This is a genomic window from Parasphingorhabdus sp. (assembly GCF_036568145.1).
Classification (GTDB): domain Bacteria; phylum Pseudomonadota; class Alphaproteobacteria; order Sphingomonadales; family Sphingomonadaceae; genus Parasphingorhabdus.
Genome location: NZ_DATCTC010000018.1, coordinates 64,297 through 88,500, shown reverse-complemented (window position 1 = coordinate 88,500; position 24,204 = coordinate 64,297). Strand labels below are relative to the sequence as shown.

The window sequence follows — 24,204 nt, the reverse complement described above, 5'->3', positions numbered from 1 at the left end:
GCGGCAAGAGAGCTTTGTCCGCTACTTCAGCAGTTTATCCTTAACGAATGTCTTCGCAGGCAGGCTTTTAAGCGTGTACCGGGGGATGCGGGAACGAGGAGGGGAGGCTTCGTTACCTTCCCGCGAGCTTTTTGGCTTCGGCCAGATGGGTGCGGCCGATGCGGATTTCTGTGCCGCATTTCAGGCAGGCAATCCATATCCCGCCGCCATCGTGACGCAGGCCGCTGATCCAGTCGCGGCGGACAAGGTGGGACCGGTGCAGGCGGATAAACTGGTCGGGGTTCAGTCGTTCGGCAAGGCCGGTGATGGTCTGGTGCAGCAAATAGCTTGTGCCCTCATGCTCGCGCTGCGGGTCGCCGCCGACATGCAGCCGCATATAATCGCGATCCGCCTCTATCCGGTTGATTTCAGAGGCGGCAATCCGGCGCAGTTCGGATTTATAGGGCACCCAGAATTCCTCGGCCCAGGGGGATTGTTCGGAGGGTTGCGGGGCCGCGCTCTGTTCGCTCTTGCGCTCCAGAACGCGCGATATGGCAAGGGACAGCCTATCTGACTCGACGGGCTTCAGAAGGTAATCAATAGCGGCCACGCCAAAGGCTTCGACAGCAAATTTGTCAAAGGCGGTGACAAAGATTATCGCCGGGGACAGGCTAAGGGAAGCCAGCTTTTTGGCCACTTCCAGCCCGTCCATGCCCGGCATGGCGATGTCGAGCAAGAGCAGGTCCGGCTCCAATTGCTCCGCCAGCCGAAGCGCGGCTTCCCCGTCGCTGGCCGTGCCCACAAGGTTGATATACTCCTGCCGGGCGCAAAGAAGCTGCAAGCGCTCGATCGCCAAGGGCTCATCATCAACGATCAAGGTGTTGAGCTGTCGCGGCGGCATTTCCGAATGTTGTGCAGCAGAGTCCATTTGGTCCATCCTTATCAGATATCCGTTAGTAAAGGAATTGTCAGCTCCGCAACAAAGCCGCCATTTTCCGGGCGATAGGTTTTAAGGTCGGCTTGTTTGCCGAACCTGATTTCCAGCCGGTCACGAACATTGGCAAGGCCGATGCCGTTATTATTGTCACTATTGTGGCAACTGGATTCCTTGCGCTGCGGCGGCTCGCCATCATCGGCGACGGTAAGTTTCAGGAAATCCCCTTGTGCCTGCGCGCTGATACGCACCGTGACCGGCCGTTTGGAATGGGCCACCCCGTGTTTAATCGCATTTTCAACCAGCGGTTGCAGAATAAGGCCGGGGACAAGAACGGTCATCAGCTCTTCGGGAATATCAATCTCAACCTTCAACCGCTCCGGAAACCGCACGGCCTCTATATCCAGATAAAGGTTTTGCAGATGCACCTCTTCGGACAATGCGACATCTTCCAGAGGGTCGGCAGACAGGCTGGTGCGGTAAAATTTCGACAGGTTGAGAATCATTTTCTCCGCCTCTCCGGGATGGCTCCGCATGACCAGAGTGCTCAGGCTGTTGAGCGTGTTGAAAAGGAAATGGGGGTTCACCTGATAGCGCAGGCTCCGCAGCTCGGCATCCTGGGCGGCTTGTGCAAAGCGGGCGGCCTTGCGTTCCACGCTGCGAACCTTTGCGGCATAGCTGAGCGCCAGATAGAGCGAGGCCCAGCTGATGATGAAGAAAAAGCGAGAAATGCTGTCCTCTACAATCGCTTTGAGGGCGTAATTCTCCTGCTCCATATATTCGCGAATTGCGGCGAAATTCTTTTCGTCCAGCAGGTTTTCAGGACTATAGATGTTGAACACATAATAGTTGAACGCCGCAATGGCGAGGGCACAGGGAATCGCCCCGGCAAAGGCTGTCAGAATCCGGATGGAAAGCGCCTTGTTCTCACACTGCCGGAGCAAGAGATAAAGTATATATGTAAGCCCGATGCCAAAGATGGTCACGACCACGCGCCTTATCGCCATCTCGCCCTGTGCAGGCCAGTCTCCGACCGCAGCACGCAGGGTGATGATGATAACATAAAATAACCAAAAGCCGAGGATCGACAAGATGGCGACCTGCTGCCCAACCGATGGTTTGTGATTAGCGATCTCGAATTTTCTCATTAATTGCTTAGCTTCTCCATTCACTCCAGTTTAGAATGAAAAGGTATCAATTGTCTTCATTGGAATCGTGCCTGGTCGAGACAGGATTACAGTTGGTCGAAACCTTTGACCAATCGCCGCTCATTACACCGCACTTCATCCATTGTTTGGGCAGTAATAAGTGGTTTCAGCCAGCGTTTTTGGTCAGGATTTAACGAAATACTAACCATGTTTTGGTTCAATGGCCCCCGCCAGAAAAGAACAATTGTTTCATGGCGAGGAGTTAACATGGCCAAAGATATGCAAGTGATACCCGGCGCAATGACACTGGCAGAGATGAGGGAGTTTGCCGGTTTCGGTTCGGCGACCCAGCGTTATATCCGGCGCTCTCTTGACGTTGGGCTGGACCGCGGCGACGCTGTGGGAACATGGGGCCGTGATGCAGTCGAGGAAGCTGGCATCAAGGAGCAGGCGAAACTCTACATGCGCCTTGCCGATATCCGCAAAGCCATTCCTGAGGACTGCGCGATTGACAGTATCGAAAATTTCATGCCTGCCCTGATCTCGCTATCGGCTTATGACCTGGGGGAGGGGCGTATTAACGGCTTTCCTGCTTATCGTTTTCTTTACGAACGTTTACTTGGCCCAGATATCAGGCCTTGGCTTCCAGCCAGCTTTTGTGCGGCCGCGTCGTTGCCGCACCTTCACCCGAAGATCCGCAAGACTTTGCTTCAGTCGATTAGCGAAGCCGCCGCAACTGCCCCTGGTTGGTCTACCCGCGCGCCCAGTTTTTTCCCCGAATGGGTGGAGAAAGTGGAGACGGGTAACGCTGCCCATTGAATAGGCTTATGGAGTAGGTGTTGGATCGCTATGGTCCAAAGCGCGGGTAGCTATGCGGGGCTAACTGCCGACCCTTGGCGGTTGCGCACTGGCCTGCATGTTCATAAAGGTTCGCTTTTATACAATAACTGTTTAGACTGACAGTGTGATAATGAAAGTTAACCTACACCAATGTCAATAGCTAAGAGACGCCTCTCTCCGGAAGAAAGCCGCAGAATGGCCTTGGCCGCCGCCTGTGATCTGTTGATCGAATCCGGGCCGCAAGCAGTAACCTTGAAAGCCGTTGCCTCGCGGATCGGCCGTACACATGCCAACCTTCTCCATCATTTCGGTTCGGCATCGGGATTGCAAAAATCGCTCGCCAAATATCTGACGGATCAGGTGTGCGGGTCGATTGCCGAAGCGGTGCTGAAGTCGCGCACGGGTGAAGGGTCGGTGCGGGATATTGTCGACCTGACCTTCGACGCCTTTGACACGCAGGGCGCAGCGGCATTGTCGTCATGGATGCTGCTCACCGGGAATGAAGACGCGCTCGATCCGATTGTTGATGCGATCCATACGCTGGTCGATGAAGTGGGTGAGGGCGGCCATGAAGACCAGGAAATGCATGAAGATACGTTGACACTGGTGCTCATGGCACTGGGAGATGCGCTGATCGGGGAGCGGCTTGCCAGCTCGCTTGGCCTTCCGCGTAACAAGGCGCGCGATGTGGCGGAACGCCATTTGGAACATGCGCTGAGCCGCTGGCAAAAGGAACATGAAGAGTAAGTGACCCAGCGCGTCAGGCCGGTTTCCTCCAGAATCGACTAAATTGTAAAACAATTTACGACCCGTTACATATAGGCTTTGCCATAGCCCTCATAAGAGACGCTCAGTTAACAAGAGTGTGGATTTGCTATGGAACAACGCCCTAATGCTATCGGAAAAGAACGGATATTATACCCTGATGACCCGTCCCTTCATCTTGTCGGGGATAGCGCGGCGATAGAAGAAGTCCGCAGCATGATCCGATATGCTGCGGCCACATCAATACCTGTCATGATTACCGGACCATCAGGTTCCGGAAAGGAAGTCGTGGCAAAGGCGCTGCACCTTTGTTCTGCACGGGTTGATGAGAAATTTGTTGGCGTGAATTGCGGCGCTATACCCCGCGATCTGCTGGAATCAGAATTATTCGGGCATGAAAAGGGCAGCTTTACCGGCGCGATAGCGCAGCGCAAAGGGCAGTTTGAAGATGCCAATAACGGCACTTTATTCCTTGATGAAATCGGCGATATGCCTTTTGATATGCAGGTCAAATTGCTCCGTGTGCTTGAGGAAAAGCAGATTGAGCGGATTGGCAGCACACAGTCCATCGCAATTGATACGCGGATCATATCGGCCACGCACCAGAATCTGGATCAGGCAATTGCCGAGAAACGTTTTCGGGAGGATCTGTTTTATCGTCTTTCGGTCTTTCCCATTGACATACCCGCTCTCAAAGAGCGCCGGGATGATATTGCGCCGCTGATCCGGCACTTCATTAAAAAGATTGGCGGGGAAGAGATATATTTTACCCCTGAAGCCATGGACATATTGGAAAATTATGAATGGCCCGGAAATGCGCGTGAACTTCGCAATATTATCGAGCGTGCGGTAGTTCTATTTCCCGGAATAATGATAACGGCCAATCAGGTGTCATCGCTGTTCCGTCGCCGCGCTTCCAATGCGCCAACCTATCAGGAACATGCTCTGCCATCGAGTTTCCCAAATCGCGGTGAAGCGCGTCCATTCAGCTATGTTGCGGATGACAGCAGCAGCAAGGGCACGTTAGGCGGCGGTTTTGACCTTAAAAAACACCTCATGCAAGAGGAGCGCAAATATCTTCTTTCAGCGCTTAGAATGGCCGAAGGGGTGGTCGCGGAAGCGGCACATCTGGTCAGCCTGCGCCGGACTACATTTGTGGAGAAAATGCGCCGTCACAAGATTGAACGTAAAATGGCACTAGTGGAACCACAGTCTTCATCAACCCGCGTCGAATAACTGCCCATCATCGGCAAAAGCCTTGAATTCAAGAGCGTTTCCGCTGGGATCGAGAAAAAACATCGTGGCTTGCTCGCCAACCTGTCCACGAAATCTTATGGTCGGAGCGATGATGAAATCAGTTCCTTCATCTTCCAGACGTTTTGCCAGATCCTGCCATTGCGACATGGTCAGAACAATCCCGAAATGAGGGACTGGAACGTCCTCTCCATCCACCGGATTGGTAATAGCATGCGATTGCATATCTTTGTCCAGATGGGCGACAATCTGATGACCGAAAAGGTTGAAATCAATCCACGAGTTGCTGCTCCGGCCCTCCTCACAGCCTAGCAGGCCGCCATAGAATTGGCGCGCCGCCGCCAAGTCGTTGACAGAAAAGGCCAGATGGAAAGGGCGCAGCTCAGTGCTCAAAGCTCTGAACCTTTTTATCGGGAGCTGCCAATGTAAAGCAATGGTCAACATCCAGTTCCGTTTGCCCGCTTTGATGTGCTTGTTCGGCTTCCAACTCCTCCCGAATCAAGGTGAGGATAATATCGCTTTCATTGCCGCTTTTACCTTCGCCCCGCATCTGTTCGCGGGCCCGGCTATCGAGAACGAAGGCCAAAGTCTTCAAATCTTGCGCCATTTTGGATAGTTTTTCCTGTTGGTAAACTTCTTCATAGGCCATCTGCATCAAGACCGCGCACTGGTTCAGTGTGGGCGTGGGCTTTGCCGGAAGTTCAGCCTCCAGCAGCGGCAGGCATTTTGCCATTTCGGCTGCAATGATTTCAGCCGGCTCGGCAACATCTTTGGCCTTAGCCTGTTGATCCGCAACCGCCGTCAAAATTGCATCGCGCACCTGTTCGCGTGATTGGCCGGTCTCTGCCATGACCTTTTCACCGATCTGACCGGCATAGATGCGGCCACGCTCTGAAAGCAGCGGATAGCGTAATGCGCTTTCGACCCCGCGCTCCTGTTCCGATGCGACAATCGCAAAGGCGGCTACACAGGAAAGTCCTTGTTTGTGAGCGTCGCTCAAAGGCGCGGCTGTTTCATTTTCCGGAACCGGCCCGGAAACATCGGGCGCAGGTTGCACAAATGCGAGCATCATGAGAAGAAATAATTTCATGGATCCCGCTATAGCGGTGCTTTGACATTGGCTGCAAACGGCAATTGCCAAATAACGTTTGAACCTGTTTCGAGAACACGGCAGAAGCGGCGGGTGAAAATTCTAGATACATTGTTCAAAAAATATCCGTTCTGGCTTTCGCTGATAGCAGGCGTGGTATCGGCGACAGGTTTTGCACCGCTCCACCTATGGCCGATCAGCTTGCTTACGCTGGCATTATGGATGGCGATTGTGGGCAGTCTTGGCAGTCGCAAAGCTGTGTTCCTTGCGGGGTGGTTGTTCGGCCTGGGACATTTCATGGTCGGTTTGAACTGGATTGCAAAGGCCTTTACCTTTCAGGCGGCAATGCCGGAGTGGCTGGGCTATGTGGCGGTCATTTTATTATCCCTGATCCTAGCCATCTATCCGGCCTTGGCGGCCATTGGCTCATGGTTATTAGCCAAGGGTCGTCCGATAGCTTTCGTGCTATCCTTTGCGGGCTTCTGGATCGTCACAGAATGGCTTCGAAGCTGGGTCTTTAGCGGTTTTATATGGAATCCTCTAGGCGTGATCCTGATTGATACTCCTTTGGCCCTTAGCACCCGATCAATCGGAACCTATGGATTCTCCGCTATGGTGATCGGTATCGCGGGCTTCATTGGCACCGCGATAAGCGGATTATTGAACTCACAATGGCGGATTGCTGGCCGCAGCGTCGCTCTTTTTATAATGGTGGGCATAAGTGCTGTTTTGCTGGGTCTTGTGGGTAGCGGGGATGAAGTCTCCAAATCTGGCGATCAACCGAATATAACCGTCGTCCAGCCTAATATCGGTCAGCAGGATAAATGGCAGGCTGGATATGAAGACCTGAACCTTACGAAACTTGCCAAATTGACCGTGCCGATAGACACCGGACGCACAGAGGGCGGTGAACCTCGTATTTTGTTTTGGCCCGAAGCGGCGATTCCCGATTATCTTGAGACTGGTTACCCTGAGCGCTATTATTACGGCCGCCCTCCGCAGATGGTGCGCGGACAGCTCGCCAGCCTGATGCGGCCCGGTGATGTGTTGGTACTGGGCGCATTAAAGTTGGAGTTCGAAGAAACCCGTGCGCCGGATGAAAGGCGGGCTATCGGAGCGCGGAACAGTGTATTCGCTATGGATTCGGACAGGGAAATATTGGGGCGCTATGACAAGAGCCATCTCGTTCCTTATGGTGAATATCTTCCCATGCGCCCGCTCCTTTCCGCTCTTGGCCTGTCTCGTCTGGCTCCGGGCGATTTTGATTTCTGGCCGGGCCCGGGGCCGCAATCACTTGATCTGGGGAGCCTTGGCAAAGCGGGGTTACAGGTTTGCTATGAAATCATCTTCTCCGGACAAGTTGTGAATCGTGAGGACCGGCCCGACTTTATCTTTAACCCGTCCAATGACGCCTGGTTCGGATCATGGGGTCCGCCACAACATCTGGCTCAGGCCCGCCTGCGCGCAGTTGAAGAAGGTTTGCCTATAATCCGCTCTACGCCAACCGGCATATCGGCAGTGATTACCAGCAAGGGCAAAATTGTGGATTCTATACCGATGGGGCATGCCGGGCGGATCGACACCAAGATGCCACCACCGGAAACTCCGACATTATTTGCCCGGTATGGAAATGTCCTGCCGCTGGGCTTTGCGTTATTACTGATATTCTGTGCCATTGCCATTCGGCTCCGTACGCGTTAAGCATCGGATATAAACATTTCTTTATATTGTTGTTCACCACCCCTAGCGGACAAATAGTGAGAAAATAATGCGTTCAGAATATATCTTCACTTCCGAATCAGTATCCGAAGGCCATCCGGACAAAGTCGCGGACCAGATTTCCGATGCGATTGTTGATCTGTTCTTATCCAAAGATCCTGAAGCGCGTGTGGCTTGCGAGACTTTGACGACGACTGATCGTGTCATTCTGGCCGGCGAAGTACGCGGCAAGGGTATGATTGATACAGATGGCAATTGGGCCGAAGGGGCGCTTGCTGAAATTGAAAAAACAGTTCGCGATACCGTGAAGAAAATCGGTTACGAGCAGGACGGATTTCATTGGGAAACACTTGTCTTTGAAAATTACCTTCATCCACAATCTGCCCATATCGCTCAGGGCGTGGACGAAAGCGGCAACAAGGATGAGGGCGCTGGCGATCAGGGGATCATGTTTGGATATGCCAGTGATGAAACGCCTGAGTTAACGCCTGCTACATTGGAATATTCGCACCAGATCCTGAAACGGATGGCCGATGACCGTCATAGCGGCAAAGCTCCGTTTCTGGGACCGGATAGCAAGAGCCAGGTTACCTTGCGCTATGTAAACGAAGTTCCCGTAGAGGCGGTTGCGTTGGTGGTGTCGACGCAGCATGCACCGGGCTATTATAAAGACAGTGACAATCCCGCGCTTTACCAAGAGCTGCATGATTATGTCATGGGTGTGTTTCACTCGGTTCTGCCGGAAGGCTTCATCACGGACAAGACGGTTATTCATGTCAATCCAACGGGCCGATTTGAAATTGGTGGACCAGATGGAGACGCAGGACTGACCGGGCGTAAGATCATCGTCGATACCTATGGCGGCGCCAGCCCCCATGGAGGCGGTGCCTTTTCCGGCAAGGATCCAACAAAAGTAGACCGGTCGGCGGCGTATATTGCCCGCTATCTGGCAAAAAATATTGTTGCGGCGGGCCTTGCCAAGCGCTGCGCTATCCAGCTGTCCTATGCAATTGGTGTCGCTGAACCTCTGTCGATCAATGTCGATTTGCATGGCACTGGCACAGTGAGCGAGGAAAAGCTGGAAAAGCTGTTGCCGGAACTGGTGCGTCTGACGCCCAAGGGTATCCGCACCCATCTGGGACTGAACAAGCCGATTTACAGCCCGACAGCCGCTTATGGACATTTTGGCCGCAAGGCCGAGGGTGATTTTTTCACTTGGGAAAAGACCGATTTGGTGGATGCGCTAAAAGCCGCTTTTTGAATCGGTTAATGGGTGCTAACCGCCCCGGATGACCAGCAGAGAGAATCACGACCCAACCACCGTGCGGCAGCTTTATGGCCGCAGACAAGGCCATGCACTGCGTGAAGGTCAAGTCGAACTGGTGGAAAAACTCCTGCCGCAAATCAGCGTACCGACAGAGGGGCCGGTCACCTCGAAACGGTTATTTGGTGATGACCGCCCGCTGCATTTTGAAATTGGCTTTGGCGCAGGCGAACATATGGCGGCGCGGGCCGATATGTTGCCGGACCACGGATTTATTGGCTGCGAGCCTTATCTTAACGGCGTGGTCGGGGCCTTGCAGCATATTCGCAGCGGTATCCTGCCCAATATCCGACTTCACATGGGCAATGCGCTGGATGTGCTGGAGCGCATACCCGATGGCAGTTTGAGTTTTGTCTATTTGCTGCACCCCGATCCCTGGCCAAAGGCGCGCCATGCCAAACGGCGGTTCATGAACCATGGCCCCGTTGACATGATCGCGGCCAAGCTGAAGCCCGGCGGGGAGTTCCGCTTTGGCACCGATCATCCGGTCTATCTGGAATGGGCGATGATGATCATGAACCAGCGCAGCGAATTTAACTGGCTTAGCAATGGTCCGCAAAGCTGGCTGATCCGGCCGGGCGGGTGGCCCGAAACCCGTTATGAAGCCAAGGCCCGGCGGCAGGGGCATGAGGTCTGGTATTTCCGCTATCAGCGCAAGTGACGGTTTAAAACAACAATCCTAGTCTCTAACTTTACTGTCTTTCCATTATATTTGCCTGAAAGTTCACAGTCAAACCGGCATATATTCATTGCCGGGAAGATTTTGTTAACCCTGTCGATTTATAAGTCATTCCATCAATAAACTGGTCGCGCAGCTATTGGACTTTTCAGGGAGGCCACATAAAAATGGGCGACAAATCAACCTATCATAACGCCAACAGCGAAGAGCAGGCCGTAACAGGCAGCGCCACGCCCGCAGATTTGAATATCCAGTCACGCAACCGGCACTTTTCCAGCGCGGCAATAGAGCGCCGCCAGTGGGTTGGCGGTGATCCTTATGCGACCGCCTTTTTCAACGCATTGTCGCTGACCTTTCCGAAAGGGGAGACGTTTTTCATGCGGGTCCTCAAACAATATCGTGACGAGGTTCCAGAGAAATTACGGCGCGAGATTTCCGGCTTTGTGCAGCAAGAGGCGGTCCATAGCAGGGAGCATCTGTTTTTCAACAAACAGCTCACAGAGTCGGGTTTCGACCTTTCAAGACTGGAAAAAACTCTGGATACGGTGCTGGACCATATCGGTACCATGCCGCTTATCAAACAGCTTGTGGCCACGACTTGCCTTGAGCATCTGACCGCGATTCTGGCAGCCGAACTGATTGCCAATCCAAACCATTTCAAAGATGCCGATGCAGAGCAGCGCAAAATGTGGCTTTGGCATGCCTCGGAAGAGGTTGAGCATAAGGGCGTTGCGTATGACACATGGCTCTATGCCACCAGAGACTGGAGCCGGGCAAAACGATGGCTTGTCAAATCCCTGTTCATGGTTCGTATCTCGCTGGGTTTCGCCAAAAATCGCAGCAAGGGGGTTTTTGACCTGCTCCGTCAGGATGGTATTACCGGACCACGCGCATGGTTTGGTTTCCTGCACTATGCGTTGGTCCGTCCAGCCCCGTTCCGCAACACTCTATGGCCCTGGATGCAGTTTTTGCTCCCCGGCTTCCACCCCTGGAACAAGGATGACCGGCACCTGATCCAACTGGCGGAAAGCGAATATGAGGCCGCGATTATGGACAAGCCGCAAGCACCGGAAATTGTCGCGCCCGTGGGTGATCGACGCAGAGGAAATCGTCTGAGGAAAGTTGCTTAAGCCGCTAAGGCTCGCATGTCGTCACTTTCCGTTTTGGATCCTTGGTCCACATCCTTTTCCAGGAAAAGCTGGTGCTCAACCGCAGGAACAGATGCGCCGCGGGCTTTGCTGAACCTGTAGGAGGTTCTGCCGGTCCGACGGAAACCCAATTTGGTCAATACATTTCCGGAAGCAGGGTTATCGATGAAATGGCTGGCGATAATTTCGCGGTGACCCAGTGCCTTTGCCGTTTCCAGCACAGCACGACCAGCTTCCGTAGCATAGCCGAGGCCCCAATGATCGCGGCCAATCCAATAGCCGAGCTCGACACTATCGTCCGGAGTCCAATCAAGCCCGCAGGTACCGATGAGGCAAGGCGTGCCAACCGTCCGCCGGTAAATCAGCCAGCGCGGCGTTTTGATGTCCCCTGATTGTGACAGAAACTCTTCGGCATCCTGCCGGCTATAAGGCCATGGCACGCTGGCGAGATTGCGGACGATCGCTTCGTCATTAATCGCGTGATAAAGTGCGTCCGTATCTTCGGGCCAGCCCGGTCTTAATAATAATCTCGGCGTTCTTGCAAACATTGGGACTCTCCGTTTTCTTTTCGGCCGAAGCCTGAATTTAAAGCGCCCCTGCTTTGCCTTTTTGTTCCTCTGGCCGCTCTTTAGAATAGGCCTGTGACAAAGCAGTGACATTTTCGACAGGGAGAGAGATATTTGCGAGGCATAAAAAAAGGGAGAGGGGGTGACCCTCTCCCTGAAATCGGTGATTCTTTCGAACCAGCCGGGTCATCCCTCAAAGGATAACCCGTTCATGGTTATCCGGTTATTCAGCGGCTTCCGCCATGGCATCAACGGACACATATTTGCGGCCGAGCTTGCCTTTGTGGAATTCCACTTTGCCATCGACGAGCGCAAAAAGGGTGTGGTCTTTGCCCATACCGACATTGCGACCCGGATGGGTCTTGGTTCCGCGTTGGCGGATAATGATATTGCCAGCCACTACAGCTTCGCTGCCAAATTTTTTGACGCCTAAACGGCGGCCTTCTGAATCACGACCGTTACGTGATGAACCGCCTGCTTTCTTATGTGCCATGGTTTAGTCCTCTTTCTTCGCAGCCGGTTTTTTGGCGGCTGGCTTTTTGGCTGGAGCTTTTTTCGCTGCGGCCGGTTTTGCTTCCTTGTCAGCAGCTGCCTTTTTTGGCGCTGGCTTGTCAGCAGCAGTTTTTTTCGTTGCCGCAGCTTCTTTTGCCGGAGCAGCCTTTTTCTCGGCAGCCGGCTTGGTATCTGCTGGCTTGTCTTCAGCAGGCTTGGCAGCTTCCTTCTTAGGAGCGGCTTTCTTTTCTGCCTTCACATCACCGATTGCGTTGATTTTCAACACGGTGTGCTGCTGACGATGGCCGTTCTTGCGGCGATAATTGTGCCGGCGCCGCTTCTTGAAGATAATGACCTTCTCGCCTTTTTCCTGTGCAAGAATTTCAGCAGCCACGGTCAAACCTTTAAGATCTTTCACCTCACCGCCGTCACCGGCCAGCAAAACATCATCCAAGGTTACCGAATCACCGGCTTCACCAGCTAGTTTTTCGACTGCGATTATATCTCCTGCGGCAACACGATATTGTTTACCGCCGGTGCGCACTATAGCGAACATGGCATTTTTCCGTTTCAATCTTGTGGTTCCAGCGCATAGGCAAGGAAACGCGAGTCTCTACGCTCACGCTGGAAAGAGTGAGCGGCTACTAGATGGGCTTCCCTGTGTCAACCGGTATTGGCCGATTTTTAGCTAATTTGATGCAGGCCCACCAACATGCCCAGTTCCATGTCCAGTATCAGCGGGGTGTAGAGCTGTGGCAAGGATGTAAGGAAGCCGCTGTCGCGGGGCAAGAGCGCGTAAAGGCCATTGCGGCGGCAATCCCCGCAGCCTAAAGACATTTTATGAAATTATCTGTGCTTCTGGTGCCGGTTCTGGGCCTCTCTTTATCCGCTTGCGCTATGCAGTCCGGTGATTTTCCTTCGCTGGCCAAGCGGCCATATGAGGATGATCCGGCCATAGAGGAAATGGTCCCCACGCCTGCACCTGAAATAACGGCTTTGCCCGCTGACCTGGGTAATGCAGTCTCGGCGGCTATCCGGCAAAGCAATATGGCGCATCAGGCTTTTCTAGGCAGTCTGCCCAGTGCCCGGCAGCGGGTTTTGGCGGCGCAGGGCGCTGCACCCTCAAGCGAATCATGGGTGGTGGCCCAGATGGAACTCTCGTCACTAGAAATGGATCGCAGTCCTTCCGTATCGGCGCTGGCAGATATGGATTTGCTTTACAGGCAGCGGCTCAGCGACGAGGTGGAAGGGGCTCAGCCCGGCGGCGCGGCGTTGGTCGCAGAATCAAGGGACAAGATTGAAAGCCAGGTTGCTTCCCAGCAGCGGGAAATCGAATCACTGCGATCCCGCCTCCGCTAACTACATTTTATTGTACCGTTTATTTTCGGGCCGCTTCTATCGCTGCTTTGTGGGCTTTGGCATTCTCCACATAATGGGCGACGCCCAGCCGCATCCCTGCGATGGCAGGCTCCGTCAGGTCGCGCATATATTTGGCGGGTGATCCTGCCCAAAGCTGGCCCGCCGGGATGCGCTTGTTCGGGGTCAAAATAGCGCCCGCCGCCAACATCGCGTCGCCTTCGATGACACAGCCGTCCATGACGGTGGTGCTAAGGCCGACAAAGGCGCGATCTTCCAGAGTTGCGCCGTGTAGCATGACCATATGGCCGACCAATACGTCTTCGCCAATGATCGTCGGATGTCCGTTCGGCGTAGCCGGTGATGCGCTGTCACAGTGGATGGTCGTGCCGTCCTGAATATTGCTGCGCGCGCCGATCTTGATGAAATTCACGTCTGCGCGGACCACGCAATTATACCAGATGCTGGCCTCCGGCCCGATTTCCACATCACCGATAATCTTGCAACCGGGGGCGATAAAGGCCGATTCGTGAATCTTTGGCGTTTTGCCATTAAACGGAAGGATGAGCGGTTCAGTCATGGGTCGGGCTTTCAATCTTTGGCAGTTAGCCAGTCTTGGGCTTCGATACGGTAAACAATGGTCGGATTCAGGTCATTATCATAATTTGGATCGTGAAAGTCCAGTTCCGGCCGGTGGGTCATGCCAAGCCGTTTCATCAGCCCCCATGACGATTCGTTGCCCGCAACCGTCAGCGCCACCACAAAGGGGGCTTTGTGACGGGTAAAAGCGGCATCCAATGCCGCCGTTGCCGCTTCCTTTGCATAGCCCTGGCCCCAGACATCTTCGCGCAGCCGCCAGCCAATTTCAAACGCGCCGGTTAATTTGGGTTGCGGGGCATTTACCCGCTTCAAACCGCAAAAGCCCAATAACGCGCCATCGGATTTGCGCTCGACAATCCAGAAAGTGTGGCCGAAATCGCGGTGATAGCCCTTGATTCGCTCAACCGCGGCCAGAAACTTCTCCCGCGTTTGCAGACCGCCCAGCCAGCGCATGACTTTGGGCGTGTTGAGATGCTCCATAAACGGTTCGATATCGCTCTCACGCCAGTTGCGCAGGTAAAGCCGCTCCGTTTCCAGAACTATGTCACTCATGCAAACGCCCCATCACGCAATAACCGTGCTGCGTCGGCGGCATAATAGGTCAGGATACCGGCGCAACCCGCCCGTTTAAAGGCGATCAGCTTTTCCATCATCAACGCATCACGATCACCGACCCCTGCGGCGCAGCCGGCCTCTACCAACGCATATTCGCCGGATACCTGATAGGCGAAAACGGGCACGTTAAATTCTCTTTTCGCGCGGTAGATGATGTCGAGATAGGCAAGGCCGGGCTTGACCATGACGCTGTCCGCGCCCTCGGCAATATCCATGGCAATTTCGCGCATCGCTTCATCGCTGTTGTAGAAGTCCATCTGGTAACTTTTCTTGTCCCCTTTCAACGACCCGCTGGAACCCACTGCATCGCGGAACGGCCCGTAAAAGGCGCTGGCATATTTTGCGGAATAGGCCATGATCTGGACATTGTGATGATTGGCAAGTTCCAAAGTGTCGCGGATCGCGCCGACCCGGCCATCCATCATATCGGAAGGGGCAATGATGTCCGCCCCCGCATTGGCCTGGTTCAGCGCCTGTTTGACCAGCATATCAAGCGTCCTGTCATTCTCGACATAACCCTTGGCATCAAGCAGACCGTCCTGTCCGTGGGTGGTATAGGGGTCCAGCGCCACATCGGTCAGCACGCCGATATCATCGCCCAGAGCATCTTTGATCGCTTTGGTCGCCCGGCACATCAGATTGTCTATATTCAGCGCCTCCGCGCCATCATCGCTGCGTTTGTCCGCCGGAGTATTGGGAAATAATGCGATGCACGGGATGCCAAGGTCGCGGGCTTCCTTTGCACGTTCAACAATCAGGTCCACGGACCAGCGCGATACGCCGGGCAGGGCGGCCACCGGATCTTCTACCCCGCTCCCCTCCGAAATGAACAGCGGCCAGATCAAATCCGCAGGCGTCAGGACATTTTCCCTCACCATCGCTCGTGTCCAAGAAGATGCGCGCGTGCGGCGCAGGCGGGTGCGTGGGAATGCGTTATTTGTGGTCATGGGGGGCAATATAGAGCGGCGGCGGTGTAGAGCAATTTATTATTATAAAGTGTTTTATTTAACTTCAACTAATCGATTGCTTGCCGATCCGGCTGATCTCTCTTTGCTGTTCCTGATCGCTCGATGCGCTTTTTATCGCGCTGAGTGCTGCTCCGGGCGTCACATTTTGCAGTCGCCGTAATTCTTCCTTGAACCTTGCCAGCTCTTTACCGGCCAGTTCGGAGCGTTCGACGAATTTTACCGAACTGGGATTGATCTTCCGGCCATTGCGATAGAGTTCGTAGTGGAGGTGCGGCCCGGTCGATAATCCGGTCGAACCGATATAGCCGATAATCTGCCCCTTGCGAACGCGGCTTCCGTTGCTCACTGCGATGCGGCTCATATGTGCATAGCCGGAACCCAGCTTGCCGCTATGCTTTAACTTCACATATTTGCCGTAACCGCCCTTGCGGCCCGCATAGGTGACGACGCCATCTGTCACCGCGTAAATCGGGGCGCCATAGCCGCCGCCAAAATCCATACCGCTATGCATGCGGCTGTAGCGTAATATCGGGTGACGGCGCATGCCATAGTTGGAAGTCTGACGGCCAGCGGTGGGGCGGACCAGCTCGCCGCGGGACTGTCCGACGCCGGACGCTTCAAACCAGTTGCTGCGACCGCCGCTGGTCCATTTGAGCATCTGCGCCTTCATTTTGCCATCGCGCTCTATGCCGGCAAAAAGCAAGTCGCCAACTTCCACCTCCCCGGTTTCGGCACGGCGATATTCTACGATGATATCATATTTGTCTGTCGAACGGATATCGCGGGAAACCGACATTGTCTTGCCGATGACCTGTAGATATTTTTGCACGGCTTCTGCCGGAGCGCCCGCAGCACGCGCGGAGCGATACAGGCTGGACCCGACTTCACCCTTGATCCTGAGCGGCGTGTTATCAACCAGGATCGGCTTGCGGTTGAGCTTCAGTTGATCCGCGCTGCGAAGCACTTCCAAGTTCAAGTCAAACCGCGCCCGAAACGCCAGATGGTCCAGCGGACGGGGCTGGTTTTTTGTAAAACGGCGGCCCAGGGTCACATCAATTTTGGTGCCCGGCTTGATCTCGTCCAGACTGACCTCGCCAGCGACCATATCGGTTACTTCACGTGCCTGTCCATCGGCCACGCCCGCACGTTGCAAAACCCGGTGCAGGCTGTCCCCCCGGCCCAGAGTTGCCACCAGTTCGATGAAGGGGCGTTCCGGGCTTTCGGACAGCGGACGAACCGCATCTGTTGCAGCCATGCTGATGCCTGTATCCGCCCCAAAGGCCAGCGGCGCGATCATTTGCGAGCGCGCGCGGTCGGCGTGAAGGCCGGTCAGTGCCGCTTTTGCATGGCCGTTGATCGGACCGAAATCGGGCAAACAGGATAGAGCGAAGCCGCAAAGCAAGGTCAGGGTCGCAAGGCCGCGAAACCATGTAAGGCTGCCAATATCGCGGCCAAGATCGGGTACCCAGTCGGTCTGGGCCAATCTGTCGCGCCAGTCGTCAATTTTGTGAGCTAGTTTTTCGGGGAGAACGGATGCTGGTGCCGGTTCTTGCACAGGGGCATCCACTGCCATAGCAGCAGTTCCCATTCCCTGATCGGCAAGCATGTCGATACTCTTGAACAAATGCACCCCTTCACGATGCTGGCTTCCTCCAAGCAGAAGACAGGGTTTCATCGCAATGTTGTTTTTTCCTGTGTGAAGGAACAAGGTTAAAGTCAAATTAAGATCGAATCTGATCGCAAGCTATGCGGTAAAGCGTGTAAAAACGTGGATATTCAGCGGGAAAGCAAATAATCTTGCTGGTGGCGGGTGGAATCTGCTTGCCTGTTTGGGCCAGATACGGTGAGGTAGGGCAAATGTCCGACTTTTCCCAGTCCCCTGTTATCGCTGTTCTTGGTCCGACCAATACCGGAAAGACCCATTTGGCGGTCGAGCGCATGTGTGCCCATTCCAGCGGTATGATCGGTTTTCCACTGCGTTTGTTGGCGCGGGAAGTTTATGATCGCGTGGTTGCACTAAAAGGAGCAAGCCGCGTGGCGCTGGTCACGGGGGAGGAAAAGATCATCCCGCCAGATGCCCGCTGGTTCCTGTGCACAGCCGAAGCAATGCCGGTCCACCGCGATTTCAGTTTTGTCGCGATTGATGAGGCGCAGCTTGGTATAAATCCCGAACGCGGGCATATTTTTACCGACCGCATGTTGAATGTCCGGGGCCGTGATGAAACGATGATACTGGGGTCCGACAGCTTGCGGCCCTTGGTTCAACAGTTGATTCCCGATGCGGAAATTATCTCTCGTCCCCGATTTTCGACGCTTAGCTATGCCGGTTCGCGCAAATTATCACGTTTGCCGCGCCGGTCTGCCATTGTCGCCTTTTCTCTGGAGGATGTTTACGCCATCGCCGAAATGCTCCGGAGGCAACATGGCGGGGCGGCGATTGTGATGGGCTCGCTGTCCCCGCAAACCCGAAACGCGCAGGTTAAAATGTATCAGGATGGAGAGGTGGATTATCTTGTCGCTACGGATGCGATTGGCATGGGGCTGAACCTTGATGTTTCCCATGTTGCCTTTGCGTCTTTGCGGAAATTTGACGGCCACAGACGCCGCCGCTTGACACTTGCGGAAATCGGCCAGATTGCCGGACGTGCCGGTCGCCATCAAAAGGACGGCAGTTTCGGTGTGCTTTCGGGGCTCGATTCTTCAGACGAGTTGGAGCCGGAAGAAATCGAGCGGCTGGAGCAGCATGATTTTCCGCGACTGGAATGGCTTTATTGGCGCAATTCCGAACCGGATTTGACTAGCGTGACCAGCTTGATCCAGTCGCTGGAGGAAAAGCCCGGCGACCGTCTTTTGCAGGCTGCACCGGAAGCGGTTGATCTGGCGGTGCTGAAACGGCTTGCACAGGACCAGGATATTACCCGCCTCGCAACCGGACGGGACAGAGTGGGCCTGCTTTGGGAAGCGGCCTCTATCCCGGATTTTCGTAAAGTTGGCGCGGATCATCAGGCCCGCTTTGTCGCATCGCTCTGGCCCTTTCTGGCACAGGGCAACGGCCGCATTCCCCATGCACGCATGGCTCAGGAAATAGCGCGGCTGGAAAATGTCCAGGGGGATATTTCCACGCTTGCGGCCCGCATATCTGCTGCGCGCAGTTGGAGCTATATCGCGCAAAAATCACGCTGGGTGGAGCAAGCCGATGTGATGGTGAAGCGCACCCGCGTGCTGGAACAACGACTGAGTGATGCGATGCACAATCAACTCACTCAAAGATTTGTCGACAAGCGCACCCGTGTGTTGATGCGCGGATTAATGAAAGATGCCATGCCGCAATATGTTGCACTGGAAGCCGATGGTGCGGTATTGGTGGACGGACTGGAAATTGGAATGTTGAGAGGCTTTCAATTTTCTGTGCCTTCGGATAGCCGGAGGGAAGACCGCAAGATGCTGCTTGCCGCAGCGGAAAGATATTTGGGACCAATTATGACCGACAAAGCCGACGCGCTGGCAAAAGCCCCCGATAATGAATTGACGCTGGCTGCCGACGAGGCCGGTCAGCCGGTCATCCATTGGCAAGGAACAAAACTTGCCGTGCTTACCAAGGGCAAAAACCTGCTTCATCCCGAAATCAAGTTTGATCGCGCGTTGAAAGATATGTCTTCGGAAAATTGCAAGAAGGCCGAAGAGCGCATCAAGCAATGGGTGGAGGCGATGAAGGCGAAGCATCTGGAAGGGCTGGTCAAGATTGACGTGCTTGCCAATGATGCCGCCACACCGGCCTCTGTGCGCGCGCTGTTTGCCCAGATTGTTGACGCGGGCGGAATCATCATGCGCCGTCATATCGATCAGGCTGTTCGCGCTCTGGACAATGACTTGCGCGGCGTGGCGCGGCGCGGCGGGCTGGTTTTCGGTGCGCTTGATATTTTCCACCATGCGTTGATGAAGCCCGGCGCGGTATTGTGGCGAAACGCCTTGTTCGCGGCGCTGGATGAACAGCCGATGATCGCGCTTCCCGATGATAATGCGGTGCATCTTAAAGATTGGAAATTCGCCGCCCCCGAACATGCAAGCCGCCTGGGCTTTCGCAGGATTGCCGGTGAATATGTCCGGGTCGATATGGCGGAACGGCTTGTCAAACAGGCGCATGAAGCACGGAAGGCAGGACCGGTTTTCACGATTGATCCGGCGCTCGCAACCTCCCTTGGCCTATCGGCGGAGATACATGAAGAGCTGCTTGCAATGGCCGGATTTGTGAAGACGGACGAGAAGCCACAGGTTTCCGGAACCGATAAGGCGCCGGACACAGCAGAAGCGGCTGAAACTGCCCCTGCAGAAGCGTCGCAGCCTGAAGCCCCCGTTGCTCAGGAGGGTGTTGAAACTGCTCAAGCGACCGCTTCAAATGAAACGGCTCCGGTTGAAGCGTCCTCGGCGGAAGCGGTCCCTACGGAAGAACCTTCCGCTGAAACACCGGCAACCTATTGGCGCTGGAAGGGTATGGCCAAAGCGCGGTCAGCAAAGTCGAATGATCATAACGCGCGGCCTCGCGGCAAAAAGCCCGGCAAGAAATTTGGTAAAGCCGACTCCAAAGCGCGCAAGCCAGAGCCGGTTCTGGCCACGGCCGGCGGCGCATTTGCCGAGCTGGCTGCTTTGAAAGAAACGATGAAGAAATAGGGCACAAAACAGGACACCGCTTTGAAGACGAAAAACGCCGCTGCAATTGATTCTGATCTTTCGAATCTCAGAATAGACAAGCTGCTGTGGTTTTTACGTTTCGCGGGCAATCGGGCGATGGCAAAGAAATTGGCCAATACGGGTCATGTGCGCCTGAATGGCCGACGGGTGGGGCGGGCGCACATGATGGTCCGCCAAGGTGACATCCTGACCATTCCGCAGGGCCGCGAAGTGCATGTCATCCGGATAACCGTCTTGCCGCAACACCGCGGTAGCGCTCCCGATGCCCATAGCTGCTTTGAACGACTGTCCGTTGGAGAATGATTTGAAACGGATAGCTGAGTCCCAAGAATGGGCGTCAATGACCTGGGTCAATATAACAGGACTTTAAACCAGCTATTGACGTTATTAATTTTGCACAATAGCAGAGGCGCGACGACCGTGCAGGAACAGCAGAATGATTCACGGTCTATAAAATGGAGTAGACGACCCAATGACTTATGTTGTTACCGACGCATGTATCAAATGCAAATATATGGACTGCGTTGAAGTCTGCCCCGTGGATTGCTTTTACGAAGGCGACAATATGCTCGTCATCAACCCCAGCGAATGTATCGACTGCGGTGTGTGTGAACCGGAATGCCCGGCCGAAGCGATTTTGCCGGATACCGAAGACGGTCTGGAAAAGTGGCTGGAAGTGAACACAAAATATTCCGAAACCTGGCCCAACATTACCGTCAGCCGCGAACCACCAGCGGATGCCGACGAATTTAAAGGCGTTGAAGGCAAGTTCGAGAAATATTTCTCCGAAGCTCCCGGCGAAGGGGATTAAGGACTTCGCGGCTGAGTTAGAAACTCAATCTCGCTTTGCTCTTAACCTAATTTCCGGAATCTTAGCCTCTGGCGCGGTAATTTAAATCATGCCCTAGCGCCAGAATTCCGACGCCAACCATGGTCAGCAATATTTCCGTTAAACCATGGCTGCCTTCATGTCCGATAAGGACCGCGGCTGCCATGATGGCAAGGCCAATTCCGCCGACTATGGCTGGCATGTAATAGCCATGGACGCTTATTCCGCGACCCAGCGCAAACAGGCCTAGTGCGATAGCGATGGCAATACCGATTTCATGGATGATCGGGTCCAGCAACACTCCCGCTGTCGATGATAACAGAGCGACCAGAACTATAGTCGATATGCAATGGATCAGGCATAGGCCGGATATGAGCACCGCTATGCGGTCCCATAAACCATCCTTGCCCAAAAGGGCGCCTTTGTTCCAGAGTTTAGAGGTTGGCAACACGAACGAATTTCCCATTATGCTGATAAGCTGACACCTGACATAGGCTGTTTAATGTTAAGATACAACATATCATTAATGGTTGCATATGTTTTTCCGCTATTTCGCTTGTCAGTCTGTAATTTTGGCATACATTGCCGCCCATGAACAGCAAAGCCAGATCCATAGTGTCCATTGACGGAGCCTCCGGGAAACGTCCTGTCGCAATCTCTAATTGGCTGCTTTCCGTTGCTTTTCTGGTATTTATCATGGTGATAGTCGGCGGCATTACGCGGCTGACCGAATCAGGCCTGTCGATTACCGAGTGGAAACCTATCATGGGAGCTATCCCGCCGCTGAGTGAAGCGGACTGGCTGGCCGAGTTTAATAAATACAAACAGATTCCCGAATATATAGAAATTACCGGCCCCGCAGGAATGACGCTGGCGGATTTCAAATTCATCTATTTCTGGGAATGGATCCACAGGCTGTTGGGCCGCGTGATTGGCATCGCCTTTGCGATACCGTTTGTTTACTTCGCGGTGAAACGGGCCATCCCGAAAGGCTATGGCTGGCGCTTGACGGGGCTGCTTGCTCTGGGTGGTTTGCAAGGGTTGATCGGATGGTGGATGGTCACCTCCGGCCTCGCGCAGCAAACGGATGTCAGCCATTTCCGTCTGGCGATCCATTTGTTGCTGGCACTATTCATTCTGGCGTGTCTTGTCTGGACCGCGCTTGACCTCAGGAACACGTCCAGCGGCTTTCCAAGACCCGCGCGGATGACGGGCTTTGGTCTTGTTGTCTCGGTGGTGCTGTTCTTGCAGCTTTTATTTGGGGCCTATGTCGCCGGGTTGAATGCAGGTTATGTGTCCAACACGTGGCCGCTGATGAATGGCCAGCTTCTGCCGGAGGGAATTGACTATAGCTTTGGCCTTTGGTCGGCGATCAATAACGACCCGTTTCTGGTGCATTTCATCCACCGTTGGTGGGCGTGGGTTGTAGTCGGTTTTCTAGTCGTGCTGGCTCGTAAAATTCGCCGCCAGTCACGGATGGCATCTGTCGCTATCCATAGTGCGTTTGGGGTCCAGATATTGCTTGGCATCGCGACGGTAATGACCGGAATGAACATCTATATGGCGGTGCTTCACCAGGCGGTTGGTGCCCTGCTTGTCGCAGCGACAGCGTGGGGTGTGCATGACCTTGGACGCAAAAGCCGCACTTCCATCAGGTCATGATGGACCAGCCCGTCCTGATCTATACATTGTTCGGGTCGGGAGCAGAGGCGAAGCAGGTCGCAGGAATATTGATCAAAGAAAAGCTGGTCGCCTGCGCCAATCATCTGGCACCGGCAAGCTCGCAATATGTCTGGAAAGGCGAAACCTGCGAAGAGCAGGAATATCCGGTGCTATTGAAAACCATGGCATCGCGGACGGATGCGGCGATGGCGCGCTTGAAAGCATTGCACAGCTATGATGTGCCGGCGATATTGAGCTGGAGCGCCGATAAATGCGATCCTGATTATGGCAGGTGGCTATCCGGTCAGGTCGCGGATAATTGATGGAGGGTATTATTATACCCGTCAGCAAAGCCGCACTTTTGCTTGACTTGAAGCGAAAACATAGCCAATAGCGCCTCACTTGGCCGGGTATCAGTCCGGCCTTTATCACATTGATTCGTTCCCTCTCCTTAGCGGAGAGCTCCAAAAGGAGTTAAGCCCATGAAGGCTATCACCAAACAGACGCAGTCGATTAAACCGGCAGACGTCGAAAAGAAATGGCATATTATTGATGCCGAAAACCTGGTCGTTGGCCGCGTTGCCTCGATCATTGCGAACATCCTGCGCGGCAAGCATAAAGCAAGCTATACCCCGCATGTTGATTGCGGCGACCATGTCATCGTTATCAACGCTGGCAAAGTGAAGTTCACCGGCAACAAGACCAAGCAGAAAATGTATTACAAGCACACCGGCCACCCCGGCGGCTTGAAAGAACGTTCGGCGGAAAAAGTGCTTGAAGGCCAGTTTCCGGAGCGCGTCCTGGAAAAAGCGGTTGAACGCATGATTCCAAAAGGCCCGCTTGGCTTTGCGCAGATGCGCGCCCTGCACCTCTTCAATGGCACCGAGCATCCTTATGCCGGCCAAAACCCGCAGCCGCTCGACGTGGCTTCCATGAACCGCAAAAACAAGGTGAGCGTATAATGGCGACCGATAATAAAGAAGGCGTAACCGATCTCGCTGATCTTAAGGAAATTGCTGGAGACGCGGTGGTCAACACCCCTGCTGCGACGGCTGGCGCAAGTGAAACCGAAGCGCCGGTTTCCACCATGCCACTACGTGAACAGGAGCTCGATCAATATGGCCGTGCCTATGCAACCGGTCGCCGTAAAGATGCGGTTGCCCGCGTCTGGGTAAAGCCCGGCAAAGGCATAATCACCGTCAATGGCCGCGCTCAGGAAGTCTATTTTGCACGTCCTACGCTGCGCCTCGTCATAAACCAGGTTTTTGCGATCACCGATCGTGAAGGCCAGTATGATGTGGACGTTACGGTTAAAGGTGGCGGACTGTCTGGTCAGGCTGGCGCTGTAAAGCACGGCATTTCACAGGCCCTGACAAAATTTGAACCTGCGCTTCGCAGCACGGTCAAAGCAGCAGGCTTCCTTACCCGTGATAGCCGTAAGGTTGAACGTAAGAAATACGGTCGGGCAAAAGCGCGTAAGAGCTTCCAGTTCTCGAAACGCTAAACCAGTCCTTATCGAAATTACGAAAAGGCGGTCTTCGGGCCGC

28 protein-coding genes are annotated in these 24,204 nt (G+C 54.3%); 15 read left to right on the top strand and 13 right to left on the bottom strand.

Translation table 11 applies throughout. The features are described from left to right. Positions 1-112 precede the first annotated feature (112 nt). Both VIN76_RS06535 and VIN76_RS06530 read right to left on the bottom strand, forming a co-directional pair. Positions 113-907, bottom strand: a complete 795-nt coding sequence (locus VIN76_RS06535; protein WP_332041027.1) for a LytTR family DNA-binding domain-containing protein — start codon at positions 905-907, stop codon at positions 113-115. 14 nt (positions 908-921) lie between these two features. Next, positions 922-2,061, bottom strand: coding sequence for a sensor histidine kinase (locus VIN76_RS06530; protein ID WP_332041026.1), 1,140 nt, complete (start codon positions 2,059-2,061; stop codon positions 922-924). Between the two features lie 267 nt (positions 2,062-2,328). Between VIN76_RS06530 and VIN76_RS06525 the strand changes: the two genes are divergently transcribed. The 3 genes from VIN76_RS06525 to VIN76_RS06515 all read left to right on the top strand — a co-directional run bounded on the left by VIN76_RS06525 (position 2,329) and on the right by VIN76_RS06515 (position 4,902). Continuing rightward, positions 2,329-2,880: a hypothetical protein gene (locus VIN76_RS06525; RefSeq protein WP_332041025.1), complete on the top strand. Its 552-nt coding sequence runs from the start codon at positions 2,329-2,331 to the stop codon at positions 2,878-2,880. Positions 2,881-3,051: 171 nt separating this feature from the next. Continuing rightward, positions 3,052-3,648, top strand: a complete 597-nt coding sequence (locus tag VIN76_RS06520) for a helix-turn-helix domain-containing protein (RefSeq protein ID WP_332041024.1) — start codon at positions 3,052-3,054, stop codon at positions 3,646-3,648. 129 nt (positions 3,649-3,777) lie between these two features. Continuing rightward, on the top strand, positions 3,778-4,902 hold the full coding sequence (locus tag VIN76_RS06515; protein ID WP_332041023.1) for a sigma-54 dependent transcriptional regulator: 1,125 nt from the start codon (positions 3,778-3,780) through the stop codon (positions 4,900-4,902). Here the strand turns inward: VIN76_RS06515 and VIN76_RS06510 are convergent. Together VIN76_RS06510 and VIN76_RS06505 are read right to left on the bottom strand one after the other, a co-directional pair. Continuing rightward, on the bottom strand, positions 4,885-5,313 hold the full coding sequence (locus tag VIN76_RS06510; RefSeq protein ID WP_332041022.1) for a VOC family protein: 429 nt from the start codon (positions 5,311-5,313) through the stop codon (positions 4,885-4,887). The genes VIN76_RS06515 and VIN76_RS06510 overlap by 18 nt on opposite strands. Next, on the bottom strand, positions 5,303-6,010 hold the full coding sequence (locus tag VIN76_RS06505) for a hypothetical protein (RefSeq protein WP_332041021.1): 708 nt from the start codon (positions 6,008-6,010) through the stop codon (positions 5,303-5,305). The genes VIN76_RS06510 and VIN76_RS06505 overlap by 11 nt, the downstream gene beginning before the upstream one ends. Positions 6,011-6,103: 93 nt before the next feature. On the opposite strand from VIN76_RS06505, the gene lnt reads away from it, so the two are divergent. The 4 genes from lnt (at position 6,104) to VIN76_RS06485 (ending at position 10,862) form a co-directional block, all read left to right on the top strand. Next, positions 6,104-7,711, top strand: coding sequence for an apolipoprotein N-acyltransferase (lnt, locus tag VIN76_RS06500; RefSeq protein WP_332041020.1), 1,608 nt, complete (start codon positions 6,104-6,106; stop codon positions 7,709-7,711). 67 nt (positions 7,712-7,778) lie between these two features. Continuing rightward, positions 7,779-8,990, top strand: a complete 1,212-nt coding sequence (gene metK, locus VIN76_RS06495; protein WP_332041019.1) for a methionine adenosyltransferase — start codon at positions 7,779-7,781, stop codon at positions 8,988-8,990. Between the two features lie 28 nt (positions 8,991-9,018). Continuing rightward, complete coding sequence (gene trmB / locus VIN76_RS06490; protein WP_332041018.1) at positions 9,019-9,714, top strand: tRNA (guanine(46)-N(7))-methyltransferase TrmB; 696 nt, start codon at positions 9,019-9,021, stop codon at positions 9,712-9,714. 185 nt (positions 9,715-9,899) lie between these two features. Then, on the top strand, positions 9,900-10,862 hold the full coding sequence (locus VIN76_RS06485; protein WP_332041017.1) for a metal-dependent hydrolase: 963 nt from the start codon (positions 9,900-9,902) through the stop codon (positions 10,860-10,862). Here VIN76_RS06485 and VIN76_RS06480 read toward each other — a convergent pair. The 4 genes from VIN76_RS06480 to VIN76_RS06465 form a co-directional block, all read right to left on the bottom strand. Next, entirely contained in the window at positions 10,859-11,428 is a 570-nt protein-coding gene (locus VIN76_RS06480; protein ID WP_332041016.1) for a GNAT family N-acetyltransferase, read from the bottom strand. The two genes, VIN76_RS06485 and VIN76_RS06480, sit on opposite strands and share 4 nt — an antisense overlap. 241 nt (positions 11,429-11,669) lie before the next feature. Then, on the bottom strand, positions 11,670-11,939 hold the full coding sequence (rpmA, locus tag VIN76_RS06475; RefSeq protein WP_332041015.1) for a 50S ribosomal protein L27: 270 nt from the start codon (positions 11,937-11,939) through the stop codon (positions 11,670-11,672). Between the two features lie 3 nt (positions 11,940-11,942). Further along, positions 11,943-12,494 carry a 50S ribosomal protein L21 gene (gene rplU, locus VIN76_RS06470; protein ID WP_332041014.1) on the bottom strand — a complete coding sequence of 184 codons (552 nt, stop codon included), beginning with the start codon at positions 12,492-12,494 and terminating at the stop codon, positions 11,943-11,945. A 128-nt stretch (positions 12,495-12,622) separates the two neighbouring features. Continuing rightward, positions 12,623-12,775 (bottom strand): hypothetical protein, encoded by a 153-nt coding sequence (locus VIN76_RS06465; protein ID WP_332041013.1) that lies wholly within the window; start codon positions 12,773-12,775, stop codon positions 12,623-12,625. A gap of 3 nt (positions 12,776-12,778) precedes the next feature. Between VIN76_RS06465 and VIN76_RS06460 the strand changes: the two genes are divergently transcribed. After that, positions 12,779-13,297 (top strand): hypothetical protein, encoded by a 519-nt coding sequence (locus VIN76_RS06460; RefSeq protein WP_332041012.1) that lies wholly within the window; start codon positions 12,779-12,781, stop codon positions 13,295-13,297. Between the two features lie 19 nt (positions 13,298-13,316). Here the strand turns inward: VIN76_RS06460 and VIN76_RS06455 are convergent, their stop codons facing one another. The 4 genes from VIN76_RS06455 to VIN76_RS06440 all read right to left on the bottom strand — a co-directional run bounded on the left by VIN76_RS06455 (position 13,317) and on the right by VIN76_RS06440 (position 17,152). After that, on the bottom strand, positions 13,317-13,874 hold the full coding sequence (locus tag VIN76_RS06455) for a gamma carbonic anhydrase family protein (protein ID WP_332041011.1): 558 nt from the start codon (positions 13,872-13,874) through the stop codon (positions 13,317-13,319). An 11-nt stretch (positions 13,875-13,885) separates the two neighbouring features. After that, positions 13,886-14,446, bottom strand: a complete 561-nt coding sequence (locus tag VIN76_RS06450) for a GNAT family N-acetyltransferase (protein ID WP_332041010.1) — start codon at positions 14,444-14,446, stop codon at positions 13,886-13,888. Then, positions 14,443-15,456 carry a porphobilinogen synthase gene (gene hemB, locus VIN76_RS06445; protein ID WP_332041009.1) on the bottom strand — a complete coding sequence of 338 codons (1,014 nt, stop codon included), beginning with the start codon at positions 15,454-15,456 and terminating at the stop codon, positions 14,443-14,445. Before hemB ends, VIN76_RS06450 begins: the two co-directional genes overlap by 4 nt. 64 nt (positions 15,457-15,520) lie before the next feature. Next, complete coding sequence (locus VIN76_RS06440) at positions 15,521-17,152, bottom strand: M23 family metallopeptidase (protein ID WP_332041008.1); 1,632 nt, start codon at positions 17,150-17,152, stop codon at positions 15,521-15,523. Positions 17,153-17,334: 182 nt separating this feature from the next. On the opposite strand from VIN76_RS06440, the gene VIN76_RS06435 reads away from it, so the two are divergent. The 3 genes from VIN76_RS06435 (at position 17,335) to fdxA (ending at position 20,977) form a co-directional block, all read left to right on the top strand. Further along, on the top strand, positions 17,335-20,145 hold the full coding sequence (locus VIN76_RS06435; protein ID WP_332041007.1) for a helicase-related protein: 2,811 nt from the start codon (positions 17,335-17,337) through the stop codon (positions 20,143-20,145). A 21-nt stretch (positions 20,146-20,166) separates the two neighbouring features. Beyond that, positions 20,167-20,469 (top strand): RNA-binding S4 domain-containing protein, encoded by a 303-nt coding sequence (locus tag VIN76_RS06430; protein WP_332041006.1) that lies wholly within the window; start codon positions 20,167-20,169, stop codon positions 20,467-20,469. A gap of 169 nt (positions 20,470-20,638) precedes the next feature. After that, positions 20,639-20,977 (top strand): ferredoxin FdxA, encoded by a 339-nt coding sequence (gene fdxA / locus VIN76_RS06425; RefSeq protein WP_332041005.1) that lies wholly within the window; start codon positions 20,639-20,641, stop codon positions 20,975-20,977. Between the two features lie 61 nt (positions 20,978-21,038). Here the strand turns inward: fdxA and VIN76_RS06420 are convergent, their stop codons facing one another. Further along, positions 21,039-21,446: a MerC domain-containing protein gene (locus VIN76_RS06420; protein WP_332041004.1), complete on the bottom strand. Its 408-nt coding sequence runs from the start codon at positions 21,444-21,446 to the stop codon at positions 21,039-21,041. Positions 21,447-21,586: 140 nt separating this feature from the next. Here VIN76_RS06420 and VIN76_RS06415 point away from each other — a divergent pair, with 140 nt between their 5' ends. The 4 genes from VIN76_RS06415 (at position 21,587) to rpsI (ending at position 24,161) form a co-directional block, all read left to right on the top strand. Further along, positions 21,587-22,657, top strand: a complete 1,071-nt coding sequence (locus tag VIN76_RS06415; protein WP_332041003.1) for a COX15/CtaA family protein — start codon at positions 21,587-21,589, stop codon at positions 22,655-22,657. Continuing rightward, complete coding sequence (gene cutA / locus VIN76_RS06410) at positions 22,654-22,980, top strand: divalent-cation tolerance protein CutA (protein ID WP_332041002.1); 327 nt, start codon at positions 22,654-22,656, stop codon at positions 22,978-22,980. The genes VIN76_RS06415 and cutA overlap by 4 nt, the downstream gene beginning before the upstream one ends. 159 nt (positions 22,981-23,139) lie before the next feature. Next, the gene (gene rplM, locus VIN76_RS06405; protein WP_332041001.1) at positions 23,140-23,619 is read left to right on the top strand and encodes a 50S ribosomal protein L13; all 480 of its coding nucleotides are present in this window, start codon (positions 23,140-23,142) and stop codon (positions 23,617-23,619) included. Beyond that, positions 23,619-24,161, top strand: coding sequence for a 30S ribosomal protein S9 (rpsI, locus tag VIN76_RS06400; RefSeq protein ID WP_332041000.1), 543 nt, complete (start codon positions 23,619-23,621; stop codon positions 24,159-24,161). The genes rplM and rpsI overlap by 1 nt, the downstream gene beginning before the upstream one ends. Positions 24,162-24,204: the final 43 nt, after the last annotated feature.

Excerpts from the sequence above, each read along its gene's own strand:
- VIN76_RS06480 (WP_332041016.1), bottom strand. The coding sequence starts at position 11,428 with ATGTTTGCAAGAACGCCGAGATTATTATTAAGACCGGGCTGGCCCGAA.
- VIN76_RS06535 (WP_332041027.1), bottom strand. The coding sequence starts at position 907 with ATGGACTCTGCTGCACAACATTCGGAAATGCCGCCGCGACAGCTCAAC.
- VIN76_RS06515 (WP_332041023.1), top strand. The coding sequence starts at position 3,778 with ATGGAACAACGCCCTAATGCTATCGGAAAAGAACGGATATTATACCCT.
- VIN76_RS06465 (WP_332041013.1), bottom strand. The coding sequence starts at position 12,775 with ATGTCTTTAGGCTGCGGGGATTGCCGCCGCAATGGCCTTTACGCGCTC.
- rplM (WP_332041001.1), top strand. The coding sequence starts at position 23,140 with ATGAAGGCTATCACCAAACAGACGCAGTCGATTAAACCGGCAGACGTC.
- hemB (WP_332041009.1), bottom strand. The coding sequence starts at position 15,456 with ATGACCACAAATAACGCATTCCCACGCACCCGCCTGCGCCGCACGCGC.
- VIN76_RS06450 (WP_332041010.1), bottom strand. The coding sequence starts at position 14,446 with ATGAGTGACATAGTTCTGGAAACGGAGCGGCTTTACCTGCGCAACTGG.
- cutA (WP_332041002.1), top strand. The coding sequence starts at position 22,654 with ATGATGGACCAGCCCGTCCTGATCTATACATTGTTCGGGTCGGGAGCA.
- VIN76_RS06435 (WP_332041007.1), top strand. The coding sequence starts at position 17,335 with ATGTCCGACTTTTCCCAGTCCCCTGTTATCGCTGTTCTTGGTCCGACC.
- VIN76_RS06525 (WP_332041025.1), top strand. The coding sequence starts at position 2,329 with ATGGCCAAAGATATGCAAGTGATACCCGGCGCAATGACACTGGCAGAG.
- VIN76_RS06505 (WP_332041021.1), bottom strand. The coding sequence starts at position 6,010 with ATGAAATTATTTCTTCTCATGATGCTCGCATTTGTGCAACCTGCGCCC.
- VIN76_RS06415 (WP_332041003.1), top strand. The coding sequence starts at position 21,587 with ATGAACAGCAAAGCCAGATCCATAGTGTCCATTGACGGAGCCTCCGGG.
- rpmA (WP_332041015.1), bottom strand. The coding sequence starts at position 11,939 with ATGGCACATAAGAAAGCAGGCGGTTCATCACGTAACGGTCGTGATTCA.
- rplU (WP_332041014.1), bottom strand. The coding sequence starts at position 12,494 with ATGTTCGCTATAGTGCGCACCGGCGGTAAACAATATCGTGTTGCCGCA.
- metK (WP_332041019.1), top strand. The coding sequence starts at position 7,779 with ATGCGTTCAGAATATATCTTCACTTCCGAATCAGTATCCGAAGGCCAT.
- VIN76_RS06440 (WP_332041008.1), bottom strand. The coding sequence starts at position 17,152 with ATGAAACCCTGTCTTCTGCTTGGAGGAAGCCAGCATCGTGAAGGGGTG.
- fdxA (WP_332041005.1), top strand. The coding sequence starts at position 20,639 with ATGACTTATGTTGTTACCGACGCATGTATCAAATGCAAATATATGGAC.
- VIN76_RS06455 (WP_332041011.1), bottom strand. The coding sequence starts at position 13,874 with ATGACTGAACCGCTCATCCTTCCGTTTAATGGCAAAACGCCAAAGATT.
- VIN76_RS06460 (WP_332041012.1), top strand. The coding sequence starts at position 12,779 with ATGAAATTATCTGTGCTTCTGGTGCCGGTTCTGGGCCTCTCTTTATCC.
- trmB (WP_332041018.1), top strand. The coding sequence starts at position 9,019 with ATGACCAGCAGAGAGAATCACGACCCAACCACCGTGCGGCAGCTTTAT.
- VIN76_RS06485 (WP_332041017.1), top strand. The coding sequence starts at position 9,900 with ATGGGCGACAAATCAACCTATCATAACGCCAACAGCGAAGAGCAGGCC.
- VIN76_RS06520 (WP_332041024.1), top strand. The coding sequence starts at position 3,052 with ATGTCAATAGCTAAGAGACGCCTCTCTCCGGAAGAAAGCCGCAGAATG.
- VIN76_RS06530 (WP_332041026.1), bottom strand. The coding sequence starts at position 2,061 with ATGAGAAAATTCGAGATCGCTAATCACAAACCATCGGTTGGGCAGCAG.
- rpsI (WP_332041000.1), top strand. The coding sequence starts at position 23,619 with ATGGCGACCGATAATAAAGAAGGCGTAACCGATCTCGCTGATCTTAAG.